This window comes from Tsukamurella asaccharolytica (assembly GCF_007858435.1).
Classification (GTDB): Bacteria; Actinomycetota; Actinomycetes; order Mycobacteriales; family Mycobacteriaceae; genus Tsukamurella; species Tsukamurella asaccharolytica.
In genome coordinates this window covers 42,928-69,232 of the sequence record NZ_VIGW01000006.1, presented here as the reverse complement: position 1 = coordinate 69,232, position 26,305 = coordinate 42,928, and the positions used below count along the sequence as shown (strand labels likewise).

The window sequence follows — 26,305 nt, the reverse complement described above, 5'->3', positions numbered from 1 at the left end:
CGGGCCGGCGGCCGATCAGCGGGCGGCCGACGCCGGCACCAGCAGGCCCACCGGCCCGCTCCCCACGCACGCGACCAGGCCCGGCGTCTCCGACCGCGCGACGAGCCCGTCGCCCGTGCCCGTCACCCGGGCGTAGACGGTGTGCGCGCCCTGGCGCACCGGCACCCGGACCGGCGTCGCGCCGCGTTGCTGCTGCAGCACGACGACCCCGTCGGACGAGGCGAGGTAGTTGAACTCGACGACCCAGTCCCAGAACGCCAGCGGACCCTCGTAGGCCAGGGTCGTCGGGGCGGCGTCGTCGACCCGGGTGCCGCAGGGGAACGGCCCGAGCGGCAGGCTGCGGACGCGCGTGACTCCGCCGGGCTGGAAGCGTCCCTGCGTGTCGACGACGGTGGCCTCCCCCGCGTGCTCGGCGAACCGTGGGTGGGCGGGCTGGGTCGCGAGGATCCGCGAGAGCCGGTTGTTCGGGCGGGCGAGCCGCGCCAGGACGTCGCCGGGGACCTCCTGGTCGAGCACCTCGCGATCCGCGTAGGCGGCGGACCCGGCGCGGAGGTTCTGCAGGTAGGCGCCGGTCGGGTTGTCGTGCCAGAGCGGGACGAACCGGACGGCGGAGACGGCCCCGCTCACGGCGAACGCGATCACGACGGCGACCCACAGGCGACGGTCCCTCGTGAATCCGTGCGATATCGACCTCGAGAAGCCCGATTCGGCTTCGTGCCCTCGATATCGCCCGGTTTCACAACGCAGAACGATCGCGGCGGCCAAGGTGAGCACCCACGCGAAATCGGCGAAGTAGCGCAGCGAGAGCGGGAGCAGCGGCGACGTGAACTCCGAGCTGCGGAGGAAGAAGACCGTCGACGAGGCGCCGAGGAAGTAGGCGGCGGCCGCGCCCCACGCCGCGAGCCCCCGCGGCGCCACCCGCCACGTGACCGCGAGGATCGCGGCGATCGCGACCAACCCCACGACGGTGAGCGTCGCGTCGGTGACCACGAGCGGCGGCCCGGGGTTCTCGCGCCGCCACGTCCACGGCCCGCCCACCGCGGCCGGCGCGAGCACCGCGTTCACCGAGCGCCACAGCACCCGCGCCGTGAACCCGGCGGTGTGGTTGCCGGGCCGCGACGCCGTGATCGCCAGCCACAGCACGAGCCACGCGGCGACCACCAGAGCGAACGCGACCCACAGCCACAGCCCGCGGCGCAGCACGGTCCGCACCGGCCGGCGGTGCCCGCGCACGTACGGCAGCAGGCACGCCGTGGCCAGCGCGACGAACGGGATGACCAGCGCCTTCTCGAAGAACAGCAGCGAGAGCAGGAGCGCCGCGACGGCGTACATGCCGGATCGCCGGTGGCCGCGCAGGTACCGCACCGTCTCCGCGACGACCACCGCGAGCCCGATCTGCAGCGGCAGGGCGTTGAGCGCCGCCGCCCACCACGCCGTCGCCGTGAGCGTGAGCGGGCTGAACAGCAGGAAGACGAACGGGACCAGCACCACCGGGCGACGCCCCGCGACGATCACCAGCGTGCGTAGCGTGAGCACCGAGGCCACCAGCTGCAGCAGCAGGATCGACGCGGCCGCCGCCGGCCAACTCAGCGGCGCGACCGTGGTGATCGCCGCGGCCGCGAACAGCGTGCCGGGCATGAAGTGGCCGTCGTAGTCGACGAACCAGGCACTGAGATCGGTCAGCGGGCGGGCGGCCCGGCCGATGAAGGCCACGTCGTCCCAGTAGAAGTTGCCCCGCGCGAGCACGTACCCACGGACCGCGAGCTGCGCGACGAGGAGCACCGCCGCGCCGATCCACAGCACCCGCCGCGCGGCGGGTGGGGTGGTCGATTCGGCGGCGGGCACGGTCCCCGATAGTAGGTGCCGTGGCTGTGGAAAACTTGAACCCATGAGCACACCGGACGACACCGGCGCCGAGACGCCGCTCGCCGACGAGGAGATCCAGGCCCTCCGCGAGGAGATCGACCGCCTCGACGCGGAGATCCTCGCCGCGGTCAAGCGTCGCAGCGAGGTCTCGCGGATCATCGGCCGCACGCGCATGGCGTCGGGCGGAACTCGCCTGGTGCACTCGCGGGAGATGAAGGTGCTCGAGCGGTTCTCCGAGCTCGGCCGCGAGGGCCACACCCTCGCGATGCTCCTCCTGCGCCTCGGCCGGGGGCCGCTCGGCCGGTAGCCGGCTGGTTCCTCGCCGGCTCGACCTGATCCTCGCGGGCATCGACGCCGTCCAGCCCCTCGGACCACACGGCCCGCCATCCGTCAAGAATCACGTTCACGCTGCCACCGAAACCCGGTCCGGAATGCCCTTCTACGCCAGACTGACGGCATGCCCCCGCCGTCCGACTATCTCGTGTGCGCCAGCCAGCGCAGCGGGAGCACCCTCCTCGTGGAATCCCTCGCGGCCACCGGCGTCGCCGGGAGGCCGCAGGAGTTCTTCCAGTACTACCCGTCCTCGTCGCTGCCGCCGCAGCCCCGCGAGTGGTTCGCCGGCGTCGACGATCCGTCGCTGCTCGACCTGCTCGACCCGATCGATCCCGGCACCGTCGACCCGCGCAGTCCCGAGCAGTGGCTCGACGACGTGCGGCGCGAGGGGCGGACGCCGAACGGCGTGTGGGGCGGCAAGCTCATGTGGAACCAGACCCCCGTCCTCGTGACCCGCACGCGGACCGCGTCGGCGTCGGTGCGGACCGCCATCCGCACCCTGTTCGACGGTGCCGACCCCCTCTACGTGCACGTGCACCGGCCGGACGTGGTCTCCCAGGCGGTCTCCATGTGGCGGGCCGTGCAGACCCGCGTGTGGCGCGATGACCCCGATCACGACCGCGAACGCGACGAGCGCGCGGTGTACCGCGCCGACGGGATCGCCCACCTCGCCTGGATCCTCCGCGAGCAGGAGCGGTCCTGGCGGGCGTGGTTCGCGTTCGAGGGCATCACGCCCCTCGAGATCGACTTCCACGAGCTCGCCGCCGACCCGCAGAAGACGACGGCCCGCGTCCTCGATGCGATCGGGCAGGACCCGCAGCTCGCGCCCCCACCGCCGCTCAAGCCCCAGTCCAACGACCGCTCCAAGGAGTGGGCCGAACGCTACCGCGCCGACGCCGCGACGAACGGATATCCACTATGACCACAGCGACCCCCGAATCGATCGCCGCCGTCGACGAGCTCCGCGTCCTCGAGTCCGAGGCCGTGCACATCATCCGCGAGGTGGCGGCGGAACTGGAGCGCCCCGTCCTGCTGTTCTCGGGCGGCAAGGACTCCATCGTGCTGCTGCGGCTCGCGGAGAAGGCCTTCCGCCCCTCGCCTCTGCCCTTCCCGATCCTGCACGTGGACACGGGCCACAACTTCCCCGAGGTGATCGACTTCCGCGACCGCCGCGTGGCCCCGACGGCCGAGAACCCCGACGGCATCGAGCTCATCGTCGCCTCGGTGCAGGAGTCCATCGACTCCGGCCGGGTCGCCGAGTCGACCGAAGCCTCGGGCTCGCGGAACCGGCTGCAGACGCGCACCCTGCTGGACGCCCTGGAGGCCGGGAACTTCGACGCCGCGTTCGGCGGGGCGCGGCGCGACGAGGAGCGGGCCCGCGCCAAGGAGCGGGTGTTCAGCTTCCGCAACGAGTTCGGCCAGTGGGACCCGCGGGCGCAGCGCCCCGAACCGTGGTCGCTGTACAACGGACGGATCCGCCGCGGCGAATCCGTCCGGGTGTTCCCCCTGTCCAACTGGACCGAGCTCGACATCTGGCGCTACATCGAGCTCGAGGGCCTGGAGCTGCCGCCGATCTACTACGCGAGCGAGCGTGAGGTCTTCGAGCGCGACGGGATCCTGCTCGCCGTCTCGGAGTTCACGCAGCCGCGGGCCGACGAGACCGTGCGCCGGGAGTGGGTGCGCTACCGCACCGTCGGCGACCTGACGATCACCGGCGCGGTCCGCAGCCGCGCCACCGCCATCGCCGACGTCATCGCGGAGATCTCGGCCGCCACCGTCTCGGAGCGGGGCGAGACCCGCGCCGACGACCGCACGTCCGCCGCCGCCATGGAGGACCGCAAGAAGGAGGGGTACTTCTGATGACGGACGTACTGACACCGCCGACCACGCGGCAGCTGCTGCGTCTCGCCACCGCGGGATCGGTCGACGACGGCAAGTCGACGCTGATCGGCCGCCTGCTGCACGACACCGGCAGCCTGCCGACGGACCACCTGGACGCCGTCACCGACGGCGACGAGGTGGACCTCGCGGCGCTCTCCGACGGCCTGCGCGCCGAGCGGGAGCAGGGCATCACCATCGACGTGGCCTACCGCTTCTTCTCCACCGAGTCGCGCAGCTACGTGCTCGCCGACACCCCCGGCCACGAGCGGTACACCCGCAACATGTTCACCGGTGCGTCCAACGCGCACGTCGCGGTGCTGCTGGTGGACGCCCGCCAGGGCGTGCTGCGCCAGACCCGTCGGCACGCGCGCATCGCGACGCTCCTCGGCGTGCCGAACGTCATCGCCGCGGTGAACAAGATCGACCTCGTGGACTTCTCCGCCGAGCGGTTCGCGGAGGTCGAGGCCGAGCTCGCCGAGCTCGCCGTGCGGCTCGGCCTGGACGCGATTCCCGCGATACCGCTGGCTGCCAAGCTCGGCGACAACGTGGTGCACCGCTCGGCGCACACCCCCTGGTACGAGGGCCCCACCCTGCTGGAACACCTCGAGGCGGTGCCGCTGCGCGCACCGTCGGCCGTGGCCACGGAGCTGCGCCTCCCGGTCCAGTGGGTCTCCCGGCCCACCGCCGAGCGGCGCCGACGGTACGCCGGCCGCGTCGCCGCGGGAACGCTGACGGTGGGCGACGAGGTGCTGGTCCTGCCGTCGGGCAGCCGGTCGACGGTGACCGCGCTCGACACCCTCGACGACGATCGGACGACCGCCGTCGCCCCGCTGTCCGTCTCGGTCGAGCTGGCCGACGACATCGACGTGGGCCGGGGCGACGTCCTCGTCTCGGGCGCCGCGGACGCGCATCTGCCGGTCACCGCCCGCGAGCTCGAGGTCACCGTCTGCTGGCTGGCCGAGAAGCCCCTGCGCGCCGGGGACCGCGTCGCGCTCAAGCACGCCACGGCGACGGTCCGCGCGACCGTCCAGTCGCTCGAACGCCGCCTGGACCCCGAGACGCTCATCGAGCAGGTGGGGCCGACCGAGCTGGCACTCAACGACATCGGGACGGTGACGCTGCGGACCTCGTCGGTCGTGGTGGCCGACCCGTACGCGCAGAACCGGGACACCGGGGCCCTCATCCTCATCGACGAGGCGAGCAACGACACCGTGGGCGCGGGCACGATCGCCGAGGCCCGCGAGGTGATCCCCGGACAGGCGACCCGCAACGACATCCGCTGGCACCCGAGCTCGCTCGGCCGCGCCGAGCGGTGGGCCCGGACGGGCCAGCGCGGCGCCACGGTGTGGTTCACGGGGCTACCGGCCTCCGGCAAGTCGACGGTGGCGGTCGCCCTGGAGCGGGCGATCGTCGCGCGGGGCCGCGTCGCCTACCTGATCGACGGCGACAACATCCGCCACGGCATCTCCGACGACCTGGGCTTCTCCCCCGGCGACCGGGCCGAGAACATCCGCCGCGTGGGGCACCTGACCCGCCTGTTCGCGGACGCCGGCGTGATCTCGATCGCGTCGCTGGTCTCGCCGCTCCGCTCCGACCGGGACATCGCCCGCGAGCTCAACCTGGCGGCCGAGATCGATTTCCTGGAGGTGCACGTCTCTACGCCCGTGAGCGAGTGCCGCCGGCGCGACCCGAAGGGCCTCTACGCCCGAGCGGATCGCGGCGAGCTGCGGGGGCTCACCGGCGTCGACGGCCCGTACGAGAAGCCGACGGACCCCGACCTGCGGTTCGACACCACCGGCGCCGACACGGACGAGCTCGCGCAGCGGGTGATCGCGCTGCTCGTGGAGCGGGGAATACTCGACGAGTGACCTGCTGTACGCCCCCCGGACCGGACCTGCCGCCGCGCCACGCTGCGGCGCCGGGCGGCGGTGCGGGCCCGGGCGGCGGTGCGGTCCCGGGCGGCGGTGCGGTCCCGGGCGGGGTGCACGGCGGCGGGGTGCACCCGATCACGCAGGCCCGCGTCCCCGCGGGCGCGTTCGCGATGGGCGACGCGCACGGCGACGGCTACCGCGCCGACGGTGAGCTCCCCGTGCACCGCGTCGTGCTGCCCGCGTTCACCATCGACGCGACGACGGTGACGGTGGCCGCGTTCGCGGCCTTCGTCGACGCGACCGGGCACGTCACCGACGCGGAGCGGTTCGGTTCCTCCGCGGTCTTCCACGCCTGCGCCGCGGACCCGTCCGCGGGGGTGCCGATCCCGGGCACGCCGTGGTGGCTGACGACGGCGGACGCGAGTTTCCGCACGCCCGGCGGGCCGGGCACCGTCGCCCACGACGATCATCCGGTCGTGCACGTCTCGCACGCGGACGCCCTCGCCTATTGCGCGTGGGCCGGCCGGGCCCTGCCGACGGAGGCGCAGTGGGAGTACGCGGCGCGCGGCGGCCTCGAGGGCGCGCGCTACCCGTGGGGCGACGAGCACCCGGTCCCCGGGCGGGACTGCGCCATCTTCGTCGGGGACTTCCCCGAGCCCGACGGTGCCGCCGGGACCGCGCCGGCCGCGGCGTACGCACCGAACGGCTACGGCCTGTACCAGGCGGTGGGGAACGTGTGGGAGTGGTGCGCCGACCGGTTCTCCGTCCGCTATTACCGGGTTTCGCCCGAGCACACCCCCTCCGGGCCGGACCGCGGGACCGCCCGGGTGCTGCGCGGCGGCAGCCACCTGTGCCACGACTCCTACTGCTACCGCTACCGCGTGGCGGCCCGCAGCCACAACACCCCGCGCTCGACGGCGAGCAACATCGGATTCCGCACCGTGTCCGATTCTGATATACTTCGACCATAATTCATATATACAGTGGAGGTTGACATGACAGCCCACTTGGAAGAATTCCGTGATGCGCCACTGAGGATGACCTCGCTCCGGGCACCGGAAGGACTGTTCGACAGAGCACGCGAGGAGCTGGGTTACGCCTCGAATCAGGACATGGTGGTCAGCCTGGTCGAGCGTGCACTGCTCCAGTCGCTCCAGCGGAGGATGATCCGCGACCTGGCAGGATCCGACGGGAGCGTCGGGCTCCTCGCAGACCCGGAATTCCTCGCAGAGGCTCGACGGTGAGGTCGTGACCGACTCGGCCGCGGCGACGACCGTTCCGTGTATCGTCGACAACTCCGTCCTCAGCAGGATCGCCGTCGGACAGATCCCTCCCGCTGCGCTCGAGCCGTACTTTCACGACGAGCACGTCCTCGCCACCTGCACACCCCACCTCCTCGAGGCTCTCTACTCCGCCAGCTCTCCGAAGGAATGGGCCGACGACTACCGGATGCGCTGGTCGCTGCTCACGGTTCTTCACGCCGATCGAGAGACGCACGCGATCGCGGTCGAGCTGCAACGTCGCCTCTGGAATTCCGGTAGCGTCCGTGCGGCCGGACCCGTCGACACGATGATCGCGGCGATCGCTGTGCAGCACGGCGCGATCGTCGTGCATCGCGACAGGGACTACGAGCGGATCGCGGAGGTCGCGCCGGAGTTCCGGCAGGTCCGGGTGTAGGTCAGGCGTTCGCGGCGCGGGCCCGCGGGCCCGACGCGTGCTCGCCGGCCTCGGATTGAGCCAGCTCGCGGCGGGCGCCCTGCGGGCGGCGCGAGGGCAGCGGCGTCTCGTCGGCGTCGGGCTGCGCTCGGCTCGCGAAGAAGTCGGCCATGAAGGCCTCGGCGATCGCGGCGCCCTCCGCCTCGGACGGCAGAACGTCGCCGGTCTCCTCCCGCCAGTTCGCCAGCACGCCGGCGAGGCGGCGGGCCACCCACTGGTAGGCGGGCTCGTCGACCACGTTGTGCCGCTCGTAGGGGTCCACGACCAGGTCGTACAGCTCCCGGCGGGGCCGCGGCGCGGCGATCGCGTACGGGTCGAGCGAGGTGGCGGAGGAACTGTCCGCGATGTCGAGCGGTAGGAGCAGCGCCGGCCGGTCGGCGTAGTTCTCGATGTAGCTGAACTGCTTGGTGCGCACGGCGCGGATCGGATCGTAGGCGTCGTGGTAGGTCTTCTGGGTGAACAGTCCGGCGCGCACCTGCTCGCCCGTCGGCTCGAGGAGCTCCGCCGCGTGGGTCTCGCCGTCGAGATCCTCCGGCAGGGGCACGCCGACGACGTCGAGCACGGTCGGGGTCAGGTCGACGCCCGAGAACAGGTCGTCGTAGACGCGGGGCGCGAGGCCGAGGGCGCGGGGCGGGCGTGCGATGAAGGCGACGCCGGTGCCCTCGCCGTAGAGCGTGGATTTGGCGCGCGGGAAGGCGAGGCCGTGATCGGTGATGAAGAAGATCCAGGTGTTCTCGGCCAGCCCCAGCTCGTCGACGGTGTCGAGCAGGCGCCCGACCGCGGCGTCGGCCGCTGTGATGCTGCCGTGCAGCCCGGCGAGGTCCTCGCGGACCTGCGCGGTGTCCGGCAGGAAGCCCGGGACGCCGATCGCGTCGGGATCGGCGGCCGCGTACTGGTCGGCCGGGTACGGGCGGTGCGTCTCGAAGAAGCCGGCGGTGAGGAAGAAGGGCTCCGCGCGCGTGGCCGCGTCGGCCAGCCACTCCTGCGACCGCGCCACGACGTAGTCGCACAGCGAGTCGGAGACGTCGGCGGTATCGAAACCGAGCCGGGAGGGGTCGGCACTCTCGTGCTGCATGCCGAACAGGGCGCTGCGGTAGCCGGCCTCACCGAGCAGCGACGGCAGGGTGCGCACGTCGTCGTGGTACTCGAAGCCGTGGTGCGCCAGCCCGACGAGGCCGTTGCGGTGCGGGTGCAGGCCCGTGAAGAGCGAGCCGCGCGCGGGCGAGCAGAGCGGCGCCGTCGCGTGGGCGTCGGTGAAGCGGATGCCCTCGGCCGCGAGGCGGTCCACGTTGGGGCTGACGACGCCCTCCGCCCCGTAACAGGTGAGATGACGACCCAGGTCGTGCCAGTGCACCAGGATCACGTTCTCCCGAGTGCCCGTACCCACCTGCTTCTCCGCCATCCCTCCACGCTGCCACGGCGCTCGACGACGCCGCGAGGTTCCACTCACCCCGATCGCAATTGAACACTGTTTACGACCGAGAAACCGCAGGTCGCGGTGATCATGAACAGTGTTCAATCCCCGGGGCCGTCACTGCAGGGCGATGTAGCGGGTCTCCAGGTACTCCTCGATGCCCTCGCTGCCGCCCTCGCGGCCGAAGCCGGAGGCCTTGACGCCGCCGAAGGGGCCGGCGGGGTCGGAGATGACGCCGCGGTTCACGCCGACCATGCCGGCCTCGATCCGGTCGGCGACGCGCAGCGCGCGGTCCAGGTCCTTGGTGAAGATGTACGCGGCCAGGCCGTACTCGGTGGCGTTCGCCGCGGCGACGCCCGCGTCCTCGTCGGCGAAGGAGACGATCGGAGCGACGGGGCCGAACACCTCCTCCGTGAGGATCCGGGCGTCGGCGGGGACGTCGGCGAGCACCGTCGGCGGGAAGAAGTGCCCCGGTCCCTCGGGCGCCACCCCGCCGAGCCGGAGCGTCGCGCCCTTGGCGACCGCGTCCTGCACCAGCTCCGAGACGATGGCCTGCTGATCCGCGGAGACCAGCGGCCCGAGGGTCACGCCGTCGTCGATGCCACGCCCGAGCACGTACTGCCCCATCCCGTCGACGAGCTTCGCGGTGAACTCCTCGATCACGGACTCGTGGACGTGGAAGCGGTTGGCGGCGGTGCAGGCCTCGCCGCCGTTGCGCAGCTTGGCGAGCAGGGCCTGCGCGACCGCATGGTCGACGTCGGCGTCGTCGAAGACGACGAACGGCGCGTTGCCGCCCAACTCCATGGACGTGCGCAGGATGCCGGGCGCCGCCTGCGCGACGAGCGCGGCGCCGACCTCCGTCGATCCGGTGAAGGTGAGCTTGCGCAGCCGCCGGTCGTCGAGCAACGGCCCCGTCAGCGCGCCGGACTTCGAGGTGGGCAGCACGGAGATCACGCCGTCGGGCACGCCCGCGTCGCGGAGCACCTCGGCGAGCAGCAGCATCGTCAGCGGGGTGAGCCCCGCGGGCTTGACCAGCATCGTGGCACCGGCCGCCAGCGCGGGCCCGATCTTGCGGGTGCCCATCGCCAGCGGGAAGTTCCACGGGGTGATCGCGAGGCACGGCCCGACGGGGGCCTTACTCACCAGGATCCGGCCCGTGCCGGCGGGGGCGGGGGTGTACCGGCCGGCGATGCGCACGGCCTCCTCGGAGAACCAGCGGAAGAATTCCGCACCGTACTTCACCTCGTTCGCCGATTCCGGCAGCGCCTTGCCCATCTCGAGAGTCATCAACAGGGCGAAGTCGTCGGTACGCGCGACGAGCCCCTCGTACGCGGCGCGGAGGATCTCGGCGCGCTGCCGGGTCGGCGTCGCCGCCCACTCCGGCCCCGCGGCGACGGCCGCATCCAGGGCCGCGGCACCGTCCTCCGGCGTCGCGTCGGCGACCTCGACCAGCACCTCTTCGGTGGCGGGATCGTGCACCGGAAAGGTTGCGCCCGAACTCGAATCGCGGAAGGCGCCGTTCGCGAAGATCCCCGTCGGGACGCGGTCGAGGAGGTCACGGACACGCTGCTCGGTTGCCATACCGCCACCCTAGCCCCGGGCCGCGCGTGCGCGCAGAGGGTCGCACTCCGGTGCCCGTGTGACCTCGTTCGTCCACCGCCCGCGCGGGCTCCCCGGACACTAGGCTGGCGCCATGAGCGACAGCGACATCACCGCGTCCACCGCCTGGCGGAACCTCGTCGACCATCACCGCGAGATCGCCGGGACCACGCTGCGGGAGCTGTTCGCCGCCGACCCCCGCCGCGGCTCCGAACTCGTCTTCGAGGTCGGCGACCTGTACATCGATTACTCCAAGCACCGCGTCACCCGCGAGACGCTCGGCCTCCTGGCCGCGCTCGCCGACGAGGCCGGGGTCGCCGCGCGGCGCGACGCGATGTTCGCCGGCGAGCACATCAACACCACCGAGGACCGGGCCGTCCTACACACGGCGTTGCGCGCACCGTCGAGCCTGGACCTGCGCGTGGACGGGCAGGACGTGACCCGCGACGTGCACGACGTGCTGGAGAAGATGGGCGCCTTCAGCGACGAGGTGCGCTCACGGCGCTGGCGCGGCGCGACGGGCGAGCCGATCACCGACGTGGTGAACATCGGCATCGGCGGCAGCGACCTGGGGCCGGCGATGGTCTACCGCGCGCTGCGCGCGTACGTGCAGCGCGGCATCGCCTGTCACTTCGTCTCGAACGTCGATCCCGCGGACGTCACCGCGACCCTCGCGCACCTGAACCCCGCGACCACGCTCTTCATCGTCGCGTCGAAGACCTTCTCCACGCAGGAGACGCTCACCAACGCGCACGCCGCGAAGCGCTGGCTCCTCGAGGGGCTCGGCACCGGCGAGGAGGCCGTCGCCAAGCACTTCGTGGCCGTCTCCACCAACGCGGAGCGGGTGGCCGATTTCGGGATCGACACCGCGAACATGTTCGGCTTCTGGGACTGGGTCGGCGGCCGCTACTCGGTGGACTCGGCGATCGGCCTGTCGGTGATGATCGCCGTCGGCCGCGAGCGGTTCGCCGAGTTCCTCGCCGGTTTCCGCGCCGTCGACGAGCATTTCCGCACCCGCCCCGTCGCGCAGAACGCCCCGATCATGCTGGGGCTCATCGGGCTGTGGTACTCCGACTTCTTCGGCGCGCAGTCCCGCGCGGTGCTCCCCTATGCGCAGGACCTGGCCCGCTTCCCCGCCTACCTGCAGCAGCTGACGATGGAGTCCAACGGCAAGTCGGTACGGCTGGACGGCTCCCCCGTCACCGTCGATACCGGCGAGATCTTCTGGGGCGAGCCGGGCACGAACGGCCAGCACGCCTTCTTCCAGCTGCTGCACCAGGGCACGCGGCTCGTGCCGGCGGACTTCCTCGGCTTCGCCGAGTCCACCGACGACCTGCCCACCACGGACGGCGTCGGCACCATGCAGGACCTGCTCATGAGCAACCTGTTCGCGCAGACGAAGGTGCTCGCCTTCGGGAAGACGGCCGAGGCGATCGCCGCCGAGGGAACTGATGCGGCCGTCGTGCCGCACAAGGTGATGCCCGGGAACCGGCCCTCCACGACCATCCTCGCGCCGAAGCTCACGCCGTCGGTGGTGGGCCAGCTCATCGCGCTCTACGAGCACCAGGTGTTCACCGAGGCCGCCGTGTGGGGCATCAACGCCTTCGACCAGTGGGGCGTCGAGCTGGGAAAGACGCAGGCCAAGGCGCTGCTCCCCGTCATCGCCGACGCCGACGCGCCGCAGGCCGACGTGGACTCGTCGACGCAGGCGCAGGTGCGCTGGTACCGCGCGCAGCGCGGCCGCGCCGTCTAGGCGCAGGAATCACGACCCCTTCGGGATCTGCCAGGTGCCGTCGGGGGTGCAGGTGAGCACGAAGCCCTGGCTGCGCTCGAGCGCCAGCTTGCCGACGGGGTACCCGGCGCAGCTCTCGCCGATGCCGCCGCTGGCGTAGTCGCTGATATCGGGCTCGGCATGGGCGGGGGCCGCCGCGATGAGGAGGGAGATTCCGGCTGCGGAAGCAATCGCGGCCGTCTTGATGAATGTGCGCATTTCGCACCACCTTTCGTCCCTACTCACGCTAGGGACGTCGGGCGCGATGCACATCAGGGCCGATCCCCCACGCCGGAGGGGCGGCGCCTCAGGGCTGAGCCCCTAGTCCTTCCGGGGTGGTACCCGCGGTCAGATCAGGCGCCGGGTGAGCTCGTCGGGGGCGTGGCGCAGCACGGCGCCGAGCGGGGTCCACGGCCACGCCGGGACGGCGGCCTCCTTCGGCTCGCGGTCGATGGCCTTGACGAGCGCCTTCACGCCGTCGTCGAGCGAGGACTTCAGGGAGGTCTTCACCCCCTTGTTGATGTCGGTGTCGATGAAGCCCGGCTTGATGACGGTGACCGTGATGTCGCTGCCCGCGAACTCGGCCTGCAGCCCCTCGCCGAGGGCCGTGAGGCCGGCCTTGCTGGCGGAGTACGCGGCCTGCGCCTTCGGCATGCCCCGTTGCCCCGCGATGGACGAGATGAGGACCAGATGGCCGCGGCCCTGCGCGCGGAACACCTCGAGCACCGCCTCCGCCTGCGCGAGCGCGCCGGTGAGGTTGGTCTGCACCGTCTCCAGGTTGGCGTGGGCCTTGCCCGTGCCGACGGGAGCGCCCTTGCCGATCCCGGCGTTGACGATCGCGCGGTCGAGGCCGCCGAGCCTTTCGACCACGTCGCCGATCGCGACCGGCACGGCGTCGAAGTCCGTCACGTCGAGTCGGCCGATCTCCACTGCGCCCGCCCGGGGGCAGGAGGCCAGCTCGGCGCGCAGCGCCTCGAGCCGGTCGAGGCGACGGGCCAGCAGGCCTACGTCCTCGCCGCGCTCCGCATACGTCCGAGCCATGCCTTCGCCGAGACCGGAGCTGGCTCCGGTGATGAGGATCCGCATTCCCCCACCCTATCCGCGCCGCGGGCGAGCGCGGGTCCGCCCAGGCCGGTCTTCGCGAACAGTTGGATCAGCGGGCCGACACCGACGGCGTAGAGCAGGGTGCCGATCCCGAGGGTGCCGCCGAGCAGGAAGCCCACGACGACCACCAGGACCTCCATGGTCGTGCGGACCACGCGCACCGAGCCGCCGGTCCGCGCGACGAGGCCCGTCATCAGGCCGTCGCGCGGGCCGGGTCCCATGCCGGCCCCGATGTAGAGCACGGTGGCGAAGGCATTGAGGACGATGCCGCCGAGCATCATCGGGACGGCGACGACCAGCGCGGGGTTCTCCGGGAACAGCGGCGCCATGGTGTCGAACGCGACGCCGATGACGATCACGTTGGCGACGGTGCCGATGCCCGGCTTCTGCCGGATCGGGATCCACGCGAGCAGCACGAGCGCGCCGACCACGATCGACGTCATTCCCACCGACAGCCCGATCTTCTCCGCGAGCCCCTGGTGCAGCACGTCCCAGGGCATGTTGCCGAGGCCGGCGCGGAGGATCGCGACCATCGCCGTGCCGTACAGCCACAGGCCGACGAACAGCTTCCCGAGTCGCATCATCATGGCACCCACTCTGACGCCAAGTGGTATGTGAATCCATAGCCAGTCCTGGCATACTGGCCTCGTGTTCCCTGCAACTGGCACTGTCGGCGCGGCCGCCCTCACCCGTCAGCTCGGCTCCTGGCGCCCCGACGGTCCGCGCCCGGCTTACCTCGCGCTCGCCGAGGCGCTGCGCCTGCTCGTGCTGGACGGGCGGGTCCCCGTCGGGACCGCGCTGCCGAGCGAGCGCGCCCTGGCCGCGCACCTCGGGGTCAGCCGCACGACGGTGACCGCCGCCTACGCCGAGCTGCGCGACAGCGGGCACCTGCAGTCGCGGCAGGGCGCGCGGAGCGTGCTCTCGCTGCCGCACGCCGTGCCCGCCGAGCCCGCGGACACCGGCCCCGAGGCCGACCTGATCCGGCTGAACATCGCGGCACCGTCAGCCCCCGACCAGATCGTGCACGACGGCTACCGGCACGCCCTCGAATGCGCGCCGCCGTACCTCGCGGGCATCGGCCTCTACCCCGGCGGCGTGCTGGCGCTGCGCGAGGCCATCGCGCGGCGCTACACCGACCGCGGCCTGCCGACCCGCTCCGACCAGGTGCTGGTGACCTCCGGTGCGCAGCACGCGCTGCGCGTCGTGCTGGACACACTGGTGCACCCCGGCGACCGGGTGGTCATCGAACAGCCCACGCACCACGGCACCATCCTGGCGCTGCGGCGGCACAGCGCACGGCCCGTCGCCGTAGGTCTGCACCCGGAGCACGGCTGGGACCTCGACCAGCTCGAGGCGGTGGTCAAGCAGCAGAACCCGCGGATCATCTTCACCATCCCCGACTTCCACAACCCGACGGGGCTGCTGCTCGACGAGGCGGGGCGGCGGCGGCTCGGCGAGATCTCCGCGCGGTACCGGGTTCCCGTGATCGTCGACGAGACGATGGCGGAGCTGGCCCTCGACGTTCCCGCCCCGCCACCGGTCGCGGCGTTCGCGCCGCGCGGCGCCCGGATCATCACGGTCGGCTCCGCCAGCAAGACCATCTGGGCGGGCCTGCGGGTGGGCTGGATCCGCACCGAGACCTCGCCGGATGCGCTGACCGCCGCCCGCTACGACATGGACCTCGCCGGCGCCGTCTTCGAGCAGCTCGCCGCGGGCTACGCCCTCGACCACCTGGCCGACTTCCTTCCCGGCCGGCTCGACGCGCTGCGCGCGTCGCGCTCGGTGGCGCTGCGGGCCGTCGCCGAGCACCTGCCCGGCGCGACGGTCTCCCCCGGCGTCGGCGGCCTGTGCCTGTGGGTGACGCTGCCGCGGCCCGTCGGAACGGCCACCGCGGCCGCCGCCGCCGGCCTCGGCGTGCGCATCGCCGCCGGCTCCGCCTTCGGGGTCGACGGCGCCCTCGAGCGCAACCTCCGCATCCCGTACTCGCTGCCCGCGGACCAGCTCGAGCGGGCGATCGAGCTGGTCGGGGCGGCGTACCGTCGGGCGACGGGCGGCCTCGACGTCCCCGACCTGGCGAGCCATCTCGTCGTCTGAGCGACGCCGAATCCCCTATGTGTCCGGTCACATTCCGTGGCCGCGCAGGCAAGCGATCCCCTACCGTTAAGTAGATGAAGTCCGCAACTAACTGTTCAGTCTCCACCGCGACCATTCGAGAGCTGACGACCACGGAAGCCTTCTTCCTCATCGGCGACGGCCTGTACGTGGGCTACGGCGTGACCGCCGACGGTGCGCTCGACCTGGACGCGCTGCAGCGGGCCGCGATCAGGCTCTCGGACGCCCACCCCGGACTCCGTGCGCGCATCGTGACCGACGCTCCGACGGGCGACGCCCCCGCCTCCCCCACCGGCGCCTTCGTCGCTCGGGAGAGCCCCACCCCCGTCGCCGTCACGCGGAGCGTCGGCCCGGCCGACGGCACCGCCCCGCTCCCCGATGTCGCCCTCGCCCAGGGCAGCGCCCTCGCCGGCGTGCACGTGGTGACGGATCCCGGTGGCGGGCACCTCGTCTACCTGCTCGTCCACCACGCCCTCGCCGACGGCCACCACGCCCTCGCGCTGCTGCAGTCCCTGTGGACCGCGTACACGGCGATCGTCACCGGGACCGAGGAGGCGCCCCTCGCCCCCACCGACTTCCCGAAGCCGCTGGAGGACCTCCTCACCGAACGGGGCTACTCGAGCGCCTCGGACCTCCCCGCCGAAGCGCCGACCGTCGCGGGCGCGGTTCCGGCCGCCGACGGCGCGTTCGCGGCGCCCGCCGACGAGGCCACCCCCGCTCTGCGCCGCATCCAGCTCACCCGGGACGAGACCGCGGCGCTGATCGGGTACGGCCACCGAGCAGGTCGAACGGTCAACCAGCTCGTCTCGGCCGCCTTCATCGCCGCGACCGCCACGACCCGTGATCTGGGTGCCACCCGCGTCGTCTACGGCTACCCGGTCGATCTGCGCCGCCGGCTGGGCGAGCCGGCCGCCGGCTTCACCGAGATCACCAATGCGCTCGGGATGGCCTTCTTCCAGGCCGGCTCCGACGATGCGGGCCTCGACGATCTCGCCGCCCAGGTGGGCGACGCCCTCGCCCGCGACCTGGCCGCGGGCACCGTCCAGCGGCCGTTGGCCGTCGGCGCCGCCGTGCAGCCACCGGAGGGCAGCACCGTCGCGGTGCTCACCAACTGGGGCCCGGTGCCCCACCTGCCCACGCCGCCCGGACTCACCCTCACCGACTTCCACCCGGCGCTGCACGTCGCGGCCGGCTCCCCGTCGGACACCGCGGCGTGGGACGCCCTCGCCGCGACCCTGACCATCGGCATCGTCTCGTCGTTCCAGGGGCGCCTGAGCATCGACGTCTCCGGTTCCGCCGTCTCCGACGTGCTCGTCACCGAGACCCTCCGCAACCTCCGGTCCTTCACGCTCGGCGAATGATCCGCGTCACATCTCCCGCGTCAGGAATCATCTGGACCTCGGTCCGGTTGAACTGACACGACACCGCCGACCTCCGCTGGAAGGAACACCAGACATGGGACAGAACAGCACCGCACGTGACCTCGGACTCCTCGCCCTGCGCACCGCCGTCGGCGGGGCGCTCGCGTACCACGGCTCGCAGAAGCTGTTCGGATGGTTCGGCGGGCATGGCCTCGAGGCCACCGGCCAGGGCTTCGAGTCCATGGGCTTCGCGCCCGGCAAGCCCAACGCCGCACTCGCCGGCGCGGGCGAGCTGGCCGGTGCCGCCCTCGTGCTCGGCGCCGCGACCCCGCTGGCCGCCGCCGGCGGCGTGGGCGCGATGCTGGTCGCCGCCGAGGTGCACCGCCCGCAGGGCTTCGCCGCGCAGAGCGGCGGCAACGAGTACCCGATCACCCTCGGCGTCGCCGCCGCCGCGCTGGCCCTGACCGGCCCCGGCAAGTACTCCGTCGACCACCTGCTGGGCGATCGCCTGAACACGCCGTGGCTCGCCGCGCTCGCGCTGGGCGGCGCGGTCGCCGGCGGCGCGATCACCATCGCCCGCCGCAACGCCGCGCTCGCGCAGGCCGAGGACGTCTCCCGAGCGGAGACGGGCACGAACGACGGCGCGGACGAGCTCACCACCTAGTCCCCGCCGCCGCGGCACTCACCGGCCGCACGAAGAAAGACGCATGCCGCCGTTCCCGTCACCCGGGGGACGGCGGCATCGTCGTCCGTGGGGCCGCGGGTTCCGCACCGAACCCGCGCCGAGGAGCGAAGTGCATGCGGCTCTCGTGACCGACACATGCCCCACCCGCCACCTCGCGCCACCCACCTCACGGCACGCGGCACACGACGTCTCGGGTGCCGCAGCTACCGGAACAGCCCCGCCCCCAGGAAGTCGTCCGCACCCCGGACCCCGGGGACGACGAAGAAGTAGCCGCCGCCGAAGGGGGTCACGTAGTCGGTGAGCGGCTCGTCGATCAGGCGCTTCTGCACCTCCTCGAACTGCGCCTCGACGTCCTGCTGGAAGCACAGGAAGACGTGGCCGCACGCCATGTTGCCGTTCATGTCCAGGCCCAGGTCGTAGTTGTACGACCGCCGCACCAGGCGCTGCTTCTCCGTCTTCTCCCCCTCGCGCGGGTTCGCCAGCCGGATGTGCGAGTCCATCGGGATCACGTCGCCCTCGGGGTCGGCGGCGTAGTCCGGTTCATCGGCCTCGACGGCTCCGTCGAGCGGAGCGCCGGAGTCGCGTCGCCGGCCGAACATGCCCTCCTGCTCGGCGATCGACACGCGGTCCCAGAACTCCACCATCATCCGGATCAGCCGCACCACGAGATACGTGCCGCCCGCGGTCCATGAGGGCTCGCCGGCTCCGTTCTCGGGGTCCACCCAGATCAGCTCCTCGGCCTGCGAGCCCACGGGGTTGGCGCTGCCGTCCTTGAAGCCCAGGAGATTGCGCGCCGAGCCCTCGGGCCGCGGCGGCGCGCCGTAGCCCTGCATCTTCCACCGCAGCTGCATCGCGCCGCGGGTGTGCTTGGCGATGTCGCGCAGCGCGTGGTGCACGGTGTCGGGGTTGTTGGCACACAGCTGCAGCACCAGGTCGCCGTGCAGCTGCGCGGGGTCGGGCTGGTCGTTGGGGAAGACCGTCATCGGCTTGAGCTTGTGGGGCTTGCGCCCACCCAGCCCGAACCGGTCGTCGAACAGCGACGAGCCCACGCCGAGCGTGATGGTCAGGCCGTCCGCCGGGACCACCGGCCCCAGCACCGCGCTGTCGGCGGGCGGCTTGCCCACGCCCAGGTTCGCCGGGGTGCCGCCCGCGGTGAGGAACCGCGCCCGGTCGGTGATCGTGCGCAGCAGCTTCTCCAGGCCCGCGCGGTCGGTGATCACGTCGAACGCCGCGACCATCAGCGCGGCCTGCTTCTCCGCCGGCGCGGGCGTCAGGATGCCCGACTGGTGCTCGCCCTCGAACGGGAAGGACTCCGAGGCCGTCGGGGCTCCGCTCTTCCCCGCCCGTGCCGCGTCGCTGCGCGCGCCCCCGGCGAGCACGCCGCCGGCGGCGGCCACGCCGACAGCGCCGACCGCCGCGCCCTGCAGGAATCTCCGCCGCCCGGTCCCGGACTCGTCGGGGACGGCGTTCTGCTCATCGCTCATGCTTGGGGATCTCCAGGAGGTTGGGCACGGCGGACAGGGTCTCGAGGGCCTGCCCGACGGTGCCGTTGATCTTCTGCCGCAGCGCCAGCGCGGGCTGCTCGAGCGGCGGGTAGGTGCCGTCGGGCCGCTTCACGGCGTCGAGGGCCGTGGTGATGTCGTCCAGCTCGCGGCGGGCCGTCGGCAGCAGGTCCGGCACGCGGGGCGCGAGCAGCGGATCGAGCACGCGGAGCACGGCGCGGGTGGCCTCGACGTCGGCGGCGGTCGCGGCGTAGCCGGCGTGCGCGCCCTGGTCGCTGACGCCCGTGAGGTGGTCGCGAAGCGCGTCCTCGAGGATCTCCTGCGCGCGCTTGGTGAGCGTGATCGGGTCGCCCGCGATGTCGTCGGTGCGCAGGTCGGTGCGGACCTTCGCCAGCCCCTCGAGGGTCTTGTCGACCTGCGCGGTCAGGGCGGCCGGCGGTTCGCCGGCCCACAGCCCGTACTCGATCCGCCGGATTCCGGAGAACTCCGGGTCGCGGACCCCGCCGGCGAATCCGTCGGGCAGGCCCGCGACGGCGGTGCCTGCCTCGCCGAAGCTGTTGTACGACGCGCCGACCCTCTCCCACGCGGTCATGGCGTCGAGCCACGCCGCCTTGGCGCCCGCGGTGTCGCCGCCGCCCAGCGCCGCCTTCACGCGGTTCAGGGCGGATTCGACGGCGGGGAGCACCGTCAGCACGTAGTCCTGGTACGTCGCGTTGGCCCCGTCGAGGTCGTCCTTGGTCACGCGCGCGACGGGCTTCGGCGCGTCGCCCGCGCCGCCCGTGACGGTGAACTGCGCGGAGCGGGTCTCCTGCTGGCCGGCGAGGTAGCAGACGAACTGGTAGCTCCCGCCCGCGAGCGTCGCCGACAGGTCGGCGGTGGTGGCCGGACCGAGGGTCTCGATCTCGCCGACCACCGCGTCGCCGCCGTCGACGAGCGTGATCTCGCCGGACTTGCCGGACTTGTTGGTGACGGTGATCCGCTGCTGCCCGGCGGAGGCGCCGCTGAAGCCCCGGGCGCAGTCCGCCTCGGTGACGGTGACCGCGCCCGCGGCGGCGGGCTTGGCCGGCAGGATCGCGATGATCAGGCCCGCGACCAGCAGCGGCACCAGCACGACGACGACGGCCGCGAGGGATGTCCGCGTGCCGGCGAGGCGCGCGGCCTGCCGGGTCACAGCGTCGAACCGCCCCTTCTCGCCCGGCGTCGCGGGCGCAGGCGTCGTGCCGAGGAAGATCCCCAGCACGATCACCAGGTAAGCGAGCCACGCGAGCACCTGAAGCACCGTCATCTTCGGCGCGAGGTTGGTGATGCCGCCGATCAGCGCCACCCACCACGAGTCGGTACTGATGCTGCCGGACAGGTCGAACGCGATCCAGGTGCGGCCGGGCAGGACGCCCGCGTTCTGCAGGTCGCCGAGACCGTAGGCGAGCACGCCCGCGGCCACGACGACGAGCAGGATCCCGGTGTACCGGAAGAACGTCGCGAGGTTCAGCCGCACCGCCTGGCGGTAGAGCAGCACGCAGATCCCGAACGCGACCGCGAGGCCCAGCGCGGCGCCGACGGCCGGACCCACCGCGTCGCCCGACGCGCGGGCCGCGGTCCACAGGAACAGCGTGGTCTCCAGGCCCTCCCGCGCGACGGCGAAGAAGGAGGTGAGCACCAGGGCGCCCGCGCCGAGCACCAGCGCGGTCTCGACGTCGGCGCGCAGCCCCGTCGAGAGCGACGCCGCGGTGCGCCGCATCCAGAAGATCATCATCGTCACCAGGAGCACGGCCACCACGCTCAACGTGCCCGCGACCACCTCGCGCGCGGTGGCCGACAGCTCCGACGTGGTGAAGGTCAGCACCGCGCCGAAACTCAGCGACAACGACGCCGCGCCCAGCGCGCCCAACCACACCGGCACCCGCGAACCGCCCGACTTCCTCACGGCGGCGAGCAGGATGCTCACGATCAGTCCCGCTTCCAGGCCCTCACGCAGGCCGATCAGGAAGTTCGGGACGGCATCACCCCAGTTCATGTGTAGAAGGTAAGGCACGCCTTCAATCGACTATGCAGCGATGCCTAACCTCAGGGCGGTTTAGGCTATTTCAGCAGTTTGGACATCCGACGGTCCGCGAGCACCTTGCCGCCCGTCTGGCACGTGGCGCAGTACTGGAAGGAACGGTCGGCGAAGGAGACCTCGCGCACCGCGTCACCGCACACGGGGCACGGGCTGCCGGTGCGCGCGTGCACCTTCATGCCCGAGCGCTTCTCCGCCTTGAGCGTGGCGACGTGCTGCCCGACGGACCGCTCGACCGCGTCCTGCAGCTCGGACCGCATCGCCGCGTAGAGCGCGTCGGCCTGGTGGGCGTCCAGGGACTTGGCCGCCGCGAACGGCGAGAGCTTCGCCGCGTGCAGGATCTCGTCGGAGTAGGCGTTGCCGATGCCGGCGATCGTGCGCTGATCGCGCAGCAGCGTCTTGAGCTGCGCCCGCGAGCCGGCGAGGATCGCGCCGAACTCGTCGCGGGTCACGGCCAGCGCGTCCGGACCCAGCGTGGCGACCATCTCGATCTCCTGCGGGTCGCGGACGATCCACACCGCGAGCCGCTTCTGCGTGCCCGCCTCGGTGAGGTCGAAGCCCTCCCCCTCGGGCCCGACGTGCACGCGCAGCGCGATCGGCGACTTGCCTCCGGGTTTGAGCGGCGTCGGCGAGAGCTTCTCGGACCAGCGCAGCCAGCCGGCGCGGGAGAGGTGCACGACGAGAGCGAGGGCATCGTCGCCCTTACGCGCATCGAGGATGAAGTACTTGCCGATGCGGCGCGTGCCGGTGACGGTGGCGCCGACCAGGTCCTGCGGACCCGGCGCGTAGGTCTTGAGCACGGACAACGCCGCCACGTCGACCCGCCGGACCTGCGTGCCGACGGCCTTGGCGCCCACGTAGTCGGCGATCGCGGTGATCTCGGGAAGCTCCGGCATACGTCCAATCTAATGTGGGGGTATGACGTTCTTCGGCCGTTCCGACGGCGGTGCCCTGTCCGACATCGAGCTCGCGGCCGAGATCGCCGACGGTGCTGGGCGGATCCTGCAGGCCATCCGCCACGGCTCGCTGCTGGACGACGGGGTCCTGGGCGACACGGGCGACCGCCTCGCGCAGGCCTGGATCGCGCGCGTCCTGCGTCGGCACCGGCCCCACGACGCGGTGCTGTCGGAGGAGGCGCCGGATTCCACTCATCGGCTCACCGAGGACCGGGTGTGGGTGATCGACCCGTTGGACGGCACCCGCGACTACTCCGCGCACCGACCCGACTACGCGGTGCACGTCGCGCTCACGCAGGGCGGGCAGCCGGTGCACAGCGCGGTCTCGCTGCCCGCGATGGACCGGGTCTTCCGCTCCGACACGGTGACGGCTCCGACCGGGGCGCTGACCGGGAACCTCGCCCTGTCGCGCAGCCGCGCGACCCCCGGCATGTTCCGGGTCGCGGAGCAGCTGGGCCTCACGCCCGTCTCGCTCGGCTCCGCGGGCGTGAAGACGATGGCCGTCGTCACCGGGCAGGTCGACGTGTACCTGCACGCCGGCGGCCAGTACGAGTGGGACTCGTGCGCGCCCGTCGGCGTCGCGCGGGCCGCGGGCCTGCACTGCTCTCGCCTCGACGGCTCCGAGCTCACCTACAACAACCCCGACCCCTACCTGCCGGACCTGATCGTCTGCCGGCCGGAGCTGGCGGAGAAGGTCCTCGCCGCGCTCGCCTAGAGCTACTCGGCAGACGCAGCCTCCGTCGCGAGCCGGTCGTTCCGGCGCGTGCCCTCGAACAGCAACCCCGAGGCGACGGCCATGATCGGCCACGGCGTGCGCGTCAGGACGACGGCGCACTGGGCCGTCCACGCGGCGAGTATTCCGGTGAGCAGGTACGACCACCCGGGCACCACGCGCGCCGCGGTGATTCAGCGCGCGGGCGACCTGATTCTGAAACCGGCAAGATAGGGCGCTACGAAGCCAGAATCGGCCTCGTAGCGTTCGATTCCGCCGGATTCACGGACGGCGGAGCAGGTAGACGTCCATGATCCAGCCGTGCTTCGCGCGGGCCTCGGCGCGGGTGCGGGCGATCAGGTCGCCCACCTCGCCGACGGGGCCGTCGAGCAGGATCTCGTCAGGGGTGCCCAGGTAGGCGCCCCAGTAGATGTGGTCCGTGGGCTCGGCGGTCTCGCGGAAGGTGCAGTCGGCGTCCAGCATCACGACGGTGTTGCGGCCGTCGTCATCGTGCAGGCGCCGCCCGGTGGTGATGTGGATCGGCTCGCCCACCCGGTTGAGCAGGATCGCGTGGGCGGCGGTCAGCGCCTGCACACTCGTGATGCCGGGGATCACCCTCGGCGCCAGCGGGATCGAGCGCGCCACGCGCTCGAGGACCCGCAGCGTCGAGTCGTACAGCGACGGGTCGCCCCACACCAGGAAGCCTGCGTTCCCACCCTCGGGCACGTGCTCGGCGATCGCCGCGGCGAGCGCGCCCGCCCGCGCGTCGTGCCAGGCATCGACGTTGGCCGCGTAGGCACCGTCGGGCCGGGAGTCGCCGCGCTCGGCGGACCGGTCCCGCGGCGGATCGGGCACGAGCACGACGGGGGTGTCCGGCGCGTGCCGGTCGACGATCTCCTGCCGGATCCCGGTGAGCGTGCCCGCGTTCGGCTTGTCGAGGACGAACAGGGCGTCGGCGGCGCGCATCGCGTCGATCGCGCCGACGGTGACGTGCCCCGGGTCGCCGGCGCCGATGCCGATGACCAGAGCGGTGCGGGTCACCGCATCGGCTCGCTGTACATGTTGAGCGTCGCGGTGAGCAGGTCGATGCGGTTCTGCTTGAGGGTCTCGCTGTCCGGATCGATGACGCAGTACGACGCGGTGCCCTCGTGCACCGCGAGCAGCGCGTAGCCGAGCGCCTCGGGCTTGGTCACGCGGCGGCCGGCGGCCTCCAGCACGTGCATCACGGTGGGGATCATGTTGGCGAGCAGCATCTGCTGGGCGTCGCGGACCGTCTGGTTGAGCTCCGGCGTACGGGTGCACAGCGCCACGAAGTCGCTGTTCACGCGCTGCCAGCGCTCGTTGACGGGGATCGCGCGAACGGCCATCTCGATGAGCTTGCCGTAGTCGGCTCCCCGCACGGTGTAGGTGTCGACCACCTTGGCCATGATGTCCATGATCCACTGCACGTGGTAACGCCAGACCTCGATGAACAACTCCTCGAGGCTGGTGAAGTTCGAGTAGAAGGCGCCGCGGGTGAAGCCCGCGGCCTCGCACACCATCTTCACGGTGGTGGCGCCGTAGCCGTGCTGGGCGAAGACGAAATAGGCGGCGCGGATCAGCTTCCGTCGAGTGCGCGCCCGGCCCTTCGGATCGTCGTCCGTCAGGAGCGCCGCGGTCATCCCGCCGTCCCGTTGGGACAGAATGCGCGTCGCTGTGTCATCGGCTCAGTGTACCCGCCGGTAGCCTCGGCTTCAGCGGTACTTCAGCGGTTGCCAACCGCGACGCCCTAGCGTTACGGACATCACATCGTAGGAGGTCCGCAATGCCCGATTCACCGCGCGCATCCGCATCCGGCGCGGCCCGGATCGCCGGGCTCGCCCTCGCCGTGGCGGGCGCCGTCGGCCTGGCCGCCTCCGCGTTCGTCACCTGGTATCGCGTGACGGCGCCGCTCCCCGACATCGCCCGGCTGGGCGGCCTCCCCTCGGAGATCGAGGCGCGGATCAACGGATTCGGCAGCGTCACGGTGCCCGCCTACGGCAACCTCGACGTCTCCTCCTCCGTCCCGAACGACGTCGCGTGGGGCGGCTGGGCCGCCATCGCGCTCGCCGTTGTGGCCGTGGCCGGCGCGGCCGCGGCCGCCTTCGGCCCCGCCACCTGGCGCGCCGTCGGCGCCTGGGGCGCGCTCGCCTGCGGCGTCCTCGGCGCCGCCCTGGGGCTCTACGCGCAGCTCGTCCCCGTCGGTGCGCAGCCGGTCTCCGTCGGCGGGTTCACAGTGCAGGTCGACACCGCGGCCTCCGTCGGGCCGCCCCTCGTGTGGATCGCGGCCCTGCCTCTGCTTCTCGGCGCAGTCCTGCTGGATCGAGCCCGACGGTCCGCCCCCGCCACCGTCGCGCCGCCCGTGCCGCCCGCGCAGCCCGTACAGTCCGCGCCGCGGCGACCGGCGCCGCCCTTCGCCCCCGCCCCGCAGCGACCCGGGGCGCCGCAGTCCAACCCGGGCTGGGCGCGCCCCGTCCCGCCGGCCCCGGTGCCGGAGGAGCAGATCCGGACCGCCGTGGCGCCGGTGGCGCAGCGCCGCCCGAGGCCGGACTGGGACCGGAACTGGCCCGGCGCCGTGCCGACGAAGCCGGGGCCGCGCACCCCGTCGGAGCAGCACACCCAGGTCGTGAAGCGCCCGCCCCGGCCCGTGCGGGTCTCGCCCAAGCCCGAGACCGAGGCGATCCCGCGCCGCGACCCGCGCTACGACAGCCCGACGCAGCCCTGATCAGTCCCGGTCGGCCTCGAGTTCGGCGACGCGGGCGCGCAGCCGGTCGATCTCGGCCTGCAGCTCGGCCTCGCGTTCCGCCGCGGCCTTCTGGTACGCCTCCCCGAGCTGCGTGAGGTACTCGCGGTCGAAGCGCGGGATGATGCTGCGCTGGCAGTTCCAGTCGTAGGCCTCGACGGCGATCTCGATGACCCGGCGGCCCTCGGTCTCGCGCACCGTGCCGCGGCCGAAGACCTTGAGCCGCACGCGCCGCGGGTAGTCGACGAAGAACATGGCGAGCCGGTCGTCGTCGGCGAGGTTGCCGAGCGTGACGAACTGGTTGTTGCCCGGCAGGTCGACGAAGCCGAGCCGCCCCGTCGCGGGGTCGTGCTGCACGAAACCCGCCGGGCCGCTGCGGTACTGCAGGTAGGGCCAGCCCCGCGGGGTGACGGTGGCGAGGCAGAACTGGTCGGCGCGCGAGATCATGCGCAGTTCGCGGTCGGTGAGCGCCTGCGGCCCGTCGTCGCCCCGCTCGAGCTGCCGGCCGTAGGCCACGTAGCTGCCGTTGCGGCGCTGGCGCTCCAGTGCGTCGTCGCCGAAGACCAGGTGGTGGTAGTGGTTGTTCGGCACGGCTTCACGGTAGC

General features: G+C 72.5%; 26 protein-coding genes. 13 read left to right on the top strand and 13 right to left on the bottom strand.

The genetic code is table 11. The annotated features are described in order from the left end of the window. Nucleotides 1-15: 15 nt before the first annotated feature. Complete coding sequence (locus FK529_RS12820; protein ID WP_146561710.1) at nucleotides 16-1,845, bottom strand: hypothetical protein; 1,830 nt, start codon at nucleotides 1,843-1,845, stop codon at nucleotides 16-18. A 43-nt stretch (nucleotides 1,846-1,888) separates the two neighbouring features. On the opposite strand from FK529_RS12820, the gene FK529_RS12815 reads away from it, so the two are divergent. From FK529_RS12815 to FK529_RS12785, 7 genes are all read left to right on the top strand, one after another. Further along, on the top strand, nucleotides 1,889-2,173 hold the full coding sequence (locus FK529_RS12815; RefSeq protein WP_146561708.1) for a chorismate mutase: 285 nt from the start codon (nucleotides 1,889-1,891) through the stop codon (nucleotides 2,171-2,173). Nucleotides 2,174-2,323: 150 nt separating this feature from the next. Beyond that, on the top strand, nucleotides 2,324-3,121 hold the full coding sequence (gene stf0, locus FK529_RS12810) for a trehalose 2-sulfotransferase (RefSeq protein WP_146561706.1): 798 nt from the start codon (nucleotides 2,324-2,326) through the stop codon (nucleotides 3,119-3,121). Then, nucleotides 3,118-4,059 (top strand): sulfate adenylyltransferase subunit CysD, encoded by a 942-nt coding sequence (cysD, locus tag FK529_RS12805; protein WP_146561704.1) that lies wholly within the window; start codon nucleotides 3,118-3,120, stop codon nucleotides 4,057-4,059. Before stf0 ends, cysD begins: the two co-directional genes overlap by 4 nt. Then, nucleotides 4,059-5,948: an adenylyl-sulfate kinase gene (gene cysC, locus FK529_RS12800; protein ID WP_146561702.1), complete on the top strand. Its 1,890-nt coding sequence runs from the start codon at nucleotides 4,059-4,061 to the stop codon at nucleotides 5,946-5,948. Before cysD ends, cysC begins: the two co-directional genes overlap by 1 nt. Further along, entirely contained in the window at nucleotides 5,945-6,922 is a 978-nt protein-coding gene (locus FK529_RS12795) for a formylglycine-generating enzyme family protein (RefSeq protein ID WP_166436416.1), read from the top strand. Before cysC ends, FK529_RS12795 begins: the two co-directional genes overlap by 4 nt. A 24-nt stretch (nucleotides 6,923-6,946) precedes the next feature. After that, on the top strand, nucleotides 6,947-7,195 hold the full coding sequence (locus FK529_RS12790; protein WP_146561700.1) for a hypothetical protein: 249 nt from the start codon (nucleotides 6,947-6,949) through the stop codon (nucleotides 7,193-7,195). Nucleotides 7,196-7,199: 4 nt separating this feature from the next. Then, nucleotides 7,200-7,628 (top strand): PIN domain-containing protein, encoded by a 429-nt coding sequence (locus FK529_RS12785; protein WP_146561698.1) that lies wholly within the window; start codon nucleotides 7,200-7,202, stop codon nucleotides 7,626-7,628. A 1-nt stretch (nucleotide 7,629) separates the two neighbouring features. Here FK529_RS12785 and FK529_RS12780 read toward each other — a convergent pair whose 3' ends face one another. Then, entirely contained in the window at nucleotides 7,630-9,069 is a 1,440-nt protein-coding gene (locus FK529_RS12780; protein ID WP_146561696.1) for a sulfatase family protein, read from the bottom strand. 129 nt (nucleotides 9,070-9,198) lie between these two features. Next, nucleotides 9,199-10,662, bottom strand: coding sequence for an NAD-dependent succinate-semialdehyde dehydrogenase (locus FK529_RS12775; protein WP_146561694.1), 1,464 nt, complete (start codon nucleotides 10,660-10,662; stop codon nucleotides 9,199-9,201). 112 nt (nucleotides 10,663-10,774) lie between these two features. Here FK529_RS12775 and pgi point away from each other — a divergent pair, with 112 nt between their 5' ends. After that, nucleotides 10,775-12,433 (top strand): glucose-6-phosphate isomerase, encoded by a 1,659-nt coding sequence (pgi, locus tag FK529_RS12770; RefSeq protein ID WP_146561692.1) that lies wholly within the window; start codon nucleotides 10,775-10,777, stop codon nucleotides 12,431-12,433. 9 nt (nucleotides 12,434-12,442) lie between these two features. Here pgi and FK529_RS12765 read toward each other — a convergent pair whose 3' ends face one another. The 3 genes from FK529_RS12765 to yczE all read right to left on the bottom strand — a co-directional run bounded on the left by FK529_RS12765 (nucleotide 12,443) and on the right by yczE (nucleotide 14,142). Further along, entirely contained in the window at nucleotides 12,443-12,670 is a 228-nt protein-coding gene (locus FK529_RS12765) for a hypothetical protein (protein ID WP_146561690.1), read from the bottom strand. Nucleotides 12,671-12,799: 129 nt separating this feature from the next. After that, nucleotides 12,800-13,537, bottom strand: a complete 738-nt coding sequence (locus tag FK529_RS12760) for an SDR family oxidoreductase (protein ID WP_146561688.1) — start codon at nucleotides 13,535-13,537, stop codon at nucleotides 12,800-12,802. After that, the gene (yczE, locus tag FK529_RS12755) at nucleotides 13,456-14,142 is read right to left on the bottom strand and encodes a membrane protein YczE (protein WP_146561685.1); all 687 of its coding nucleotides are present in this window, start codon (nucleotides 14,140-14,142) and stop codon (nucleotides 13,456-13,458) included. Before yczE ends, FK529_RS12760 begins: the two co-directional genes overlap by 82 nt. A gap of 61 nt (nucleotides 14,143-14,203) precedes the next feature. Here yczE and yczR point away from each other — a divergent pair, with 61 nt between their 5' ends. The 3 genes from yczR (at nucleotide 14,204) to FK529_RS12740 (ending at nucleotide 17,692) form a co-directional block, all read left to right on the top strand. Beyond that, on the top strand, nucleotides 14,204-15,649 hold the full coding sequence (yczR, locus tag FK529_RS12750) for a MocR-like transcription factor YczR (protein WP_146561683.1): 1,446 nt from the start codon (nucleotides 14,204-14,206) through the stop codon (nucleotides 15,647-15,649). Between the two features lie 74 nt (nucleotides 15,650-15,723). Next, nucleotides 15,724-17,028, top strand: a complete 1,305-nt coding sequence (locus FK529_RS12745) for a phthiocerol/phthiodiolone dimycocerosyl transferase family protein (protein ID WP_146561681.1) — start codon at nucleotides 15,724-15,726, stop codon at nucleotides 17,026-17,028. 94 nt (nucleotides 17,029-17,122) lie between these two features. After that, a complete protein-coding gene (locus FK529_RS12740; protein ID WP_146561679.1) occupies nucleotides 17,123-17,692 on the top strand; it encodes a DoxX family protein in 570 nt (189 codons plus the stop codon). Between the two features lie 224 nt (nucleotides 17,693-17,916). Here the strand turns inward: FK529_RS12740 and efeB are convergent, their stop codons facing one another. The 3 genes from efeB to FK529_RS12725 all read right to left on the bottom strand — a co-directional run bounded on the left by efeB (nucleotide 17,917) and on the right by FK529_RS12725 (nucleotide 22,167). Continuing rightward, the gene (gene efeB / locus FK529_RS12735) at nucleotides 17,917-19,197 is read right to left on the bottom strand and encodes an iron uptake transporter deferrochelatase/peroxidase subunit (protein ID WP_146561677.1); all 1,281 of its coding nucleotides are present in this window, start codon (nucleotides 19,195-19,197) and stop codon (nucleotides 17,917-17,919) included. Continuing rightward, a complete protein-coding gene (gene efeU / locus FK529_RS12730; protein WP_146561675.1) occupies nucleotides 19,187-21,229 on the bottom strand; it encodes an iron uptake transporter permease EfeU in 2,043 nt (680 codons plus the stop codon). Before efeU ends, efeB begins: the two co-directional genes overlap by 11 nt. Before the next feature lie 65 nt (nucleotides 21,230-21,294). Beyond that, nucleotides 21,295-22,167 (bottom strand): DNA-formamidopyrimidine glycosylase family protein, encoded by an 873-nt coding sequence (locus tag FK529_RS12725; protein ID WP_146561673.1) that lies wholly within the window; start codon nucleotides 22,165-22,167, stop codon nucleotides 21,295-21,297. A gap of 22 nt (nucleotides 22,168-22,189) precedes the next feature. Between FK529_RS12725 and FK529_RS12720 the strand changes: the two genes are divergently transcribed. Then, complete coding sequence (locus FK529_RS12720; RefSeq protein ID WP_146561670.1) at nucleotides 22,190-22,942, top strand: 3'(2'),5'-bisphosphate nucleotidase CysQ; 753 nt, start codon at nucleotides 22,190-22,192, stop codon at nucleotides 22,940-22,942. A 2-nt stretch (nucleotides 22,943-22,944) separates the two neighbouring features. On the opposite strand, the gene FK529_RS20040 is transcribed toward FK529_RS12720, so the two are convergent. The 3 genes from FK529_RS20040 to FK529_RS12710 all read right to left on the bottom strand — a co-directional run bounded on the left by FK529_RS20040 (nucleotide 22,945) and on the right by FK529_RS12710 (nucleotide 24,600). Then, entirely contained in the window at nucleotides 22,945-23,115 is a 171-nt protein-coding gene (locus FK529_RS20040) for a hypothetical protein (RefSeq protein WP_158635112.1), read from the bottom strand. A 106-nt stretch (nucleotides 23,116-23,221) separates the two neighbouring features. After that, on the bottom strand, nucleotides 23,222-23,980 hold the full coding sequence (gene cobF / locus FK529_RS12715; RefSeq protein WP_146561668.1) for a precorrin-6A synthase (deacetylating): 759 nt from the start codon (nucleotides 23,978-23,980) through the stop codon (nucleotides 23,222-23,224). Then, the gene (locus FK529_RS12710; RefSeq protein ID WP_146561666.1) at nucleotides 23,977-24,600 is read right to left on the bottom strand and encodes a TetR/AcrR family transcriptional regulator; all 624 of its coding nucleotides are present in this window, start codon (nucleotides 24,598-24,600) and stop codon (nucleotides 23,977-23,979) included. The genes cobF and FK529_RS12710 overlap by 4 nt, the downstream gene beginning before the upstream one ends. A gap of 143 nt (nucleotides 24,601-24,743) precedes the next feature. Here FK529_RS12710 and FK529_RS12705 point away from each other — a divergent pair, with 143 nt between their 5' ends. Further along, a complete protein-coding gene (locus tag FK529_RS12705; RefSeq protein ID WP_146561664.1) occupies nucleotides 24,744-25,682 on the top strand; it encodes a hypothetical protein in 939 nt (312 codons plus the stop codon). Here the strand turns inward: FK529_RS12705 and FK529_RS12700 are convergent, their stop codons facing one another. Further along, nucleotides 25,683-26,291, bottom strand: coding sequence for a pyridoxamine 5'-phosphate oxidase family protein (locus tag FK529_RS12700; RefSeq protein WP_146561662.1), 609 nt, complete (start codon nucleotides 26,289-26,291; stop codon nucleotides 25,683-25,685). Between the last annotated feature and the right edge of the window lie 14 nt (nucleotides 26,292-26,305).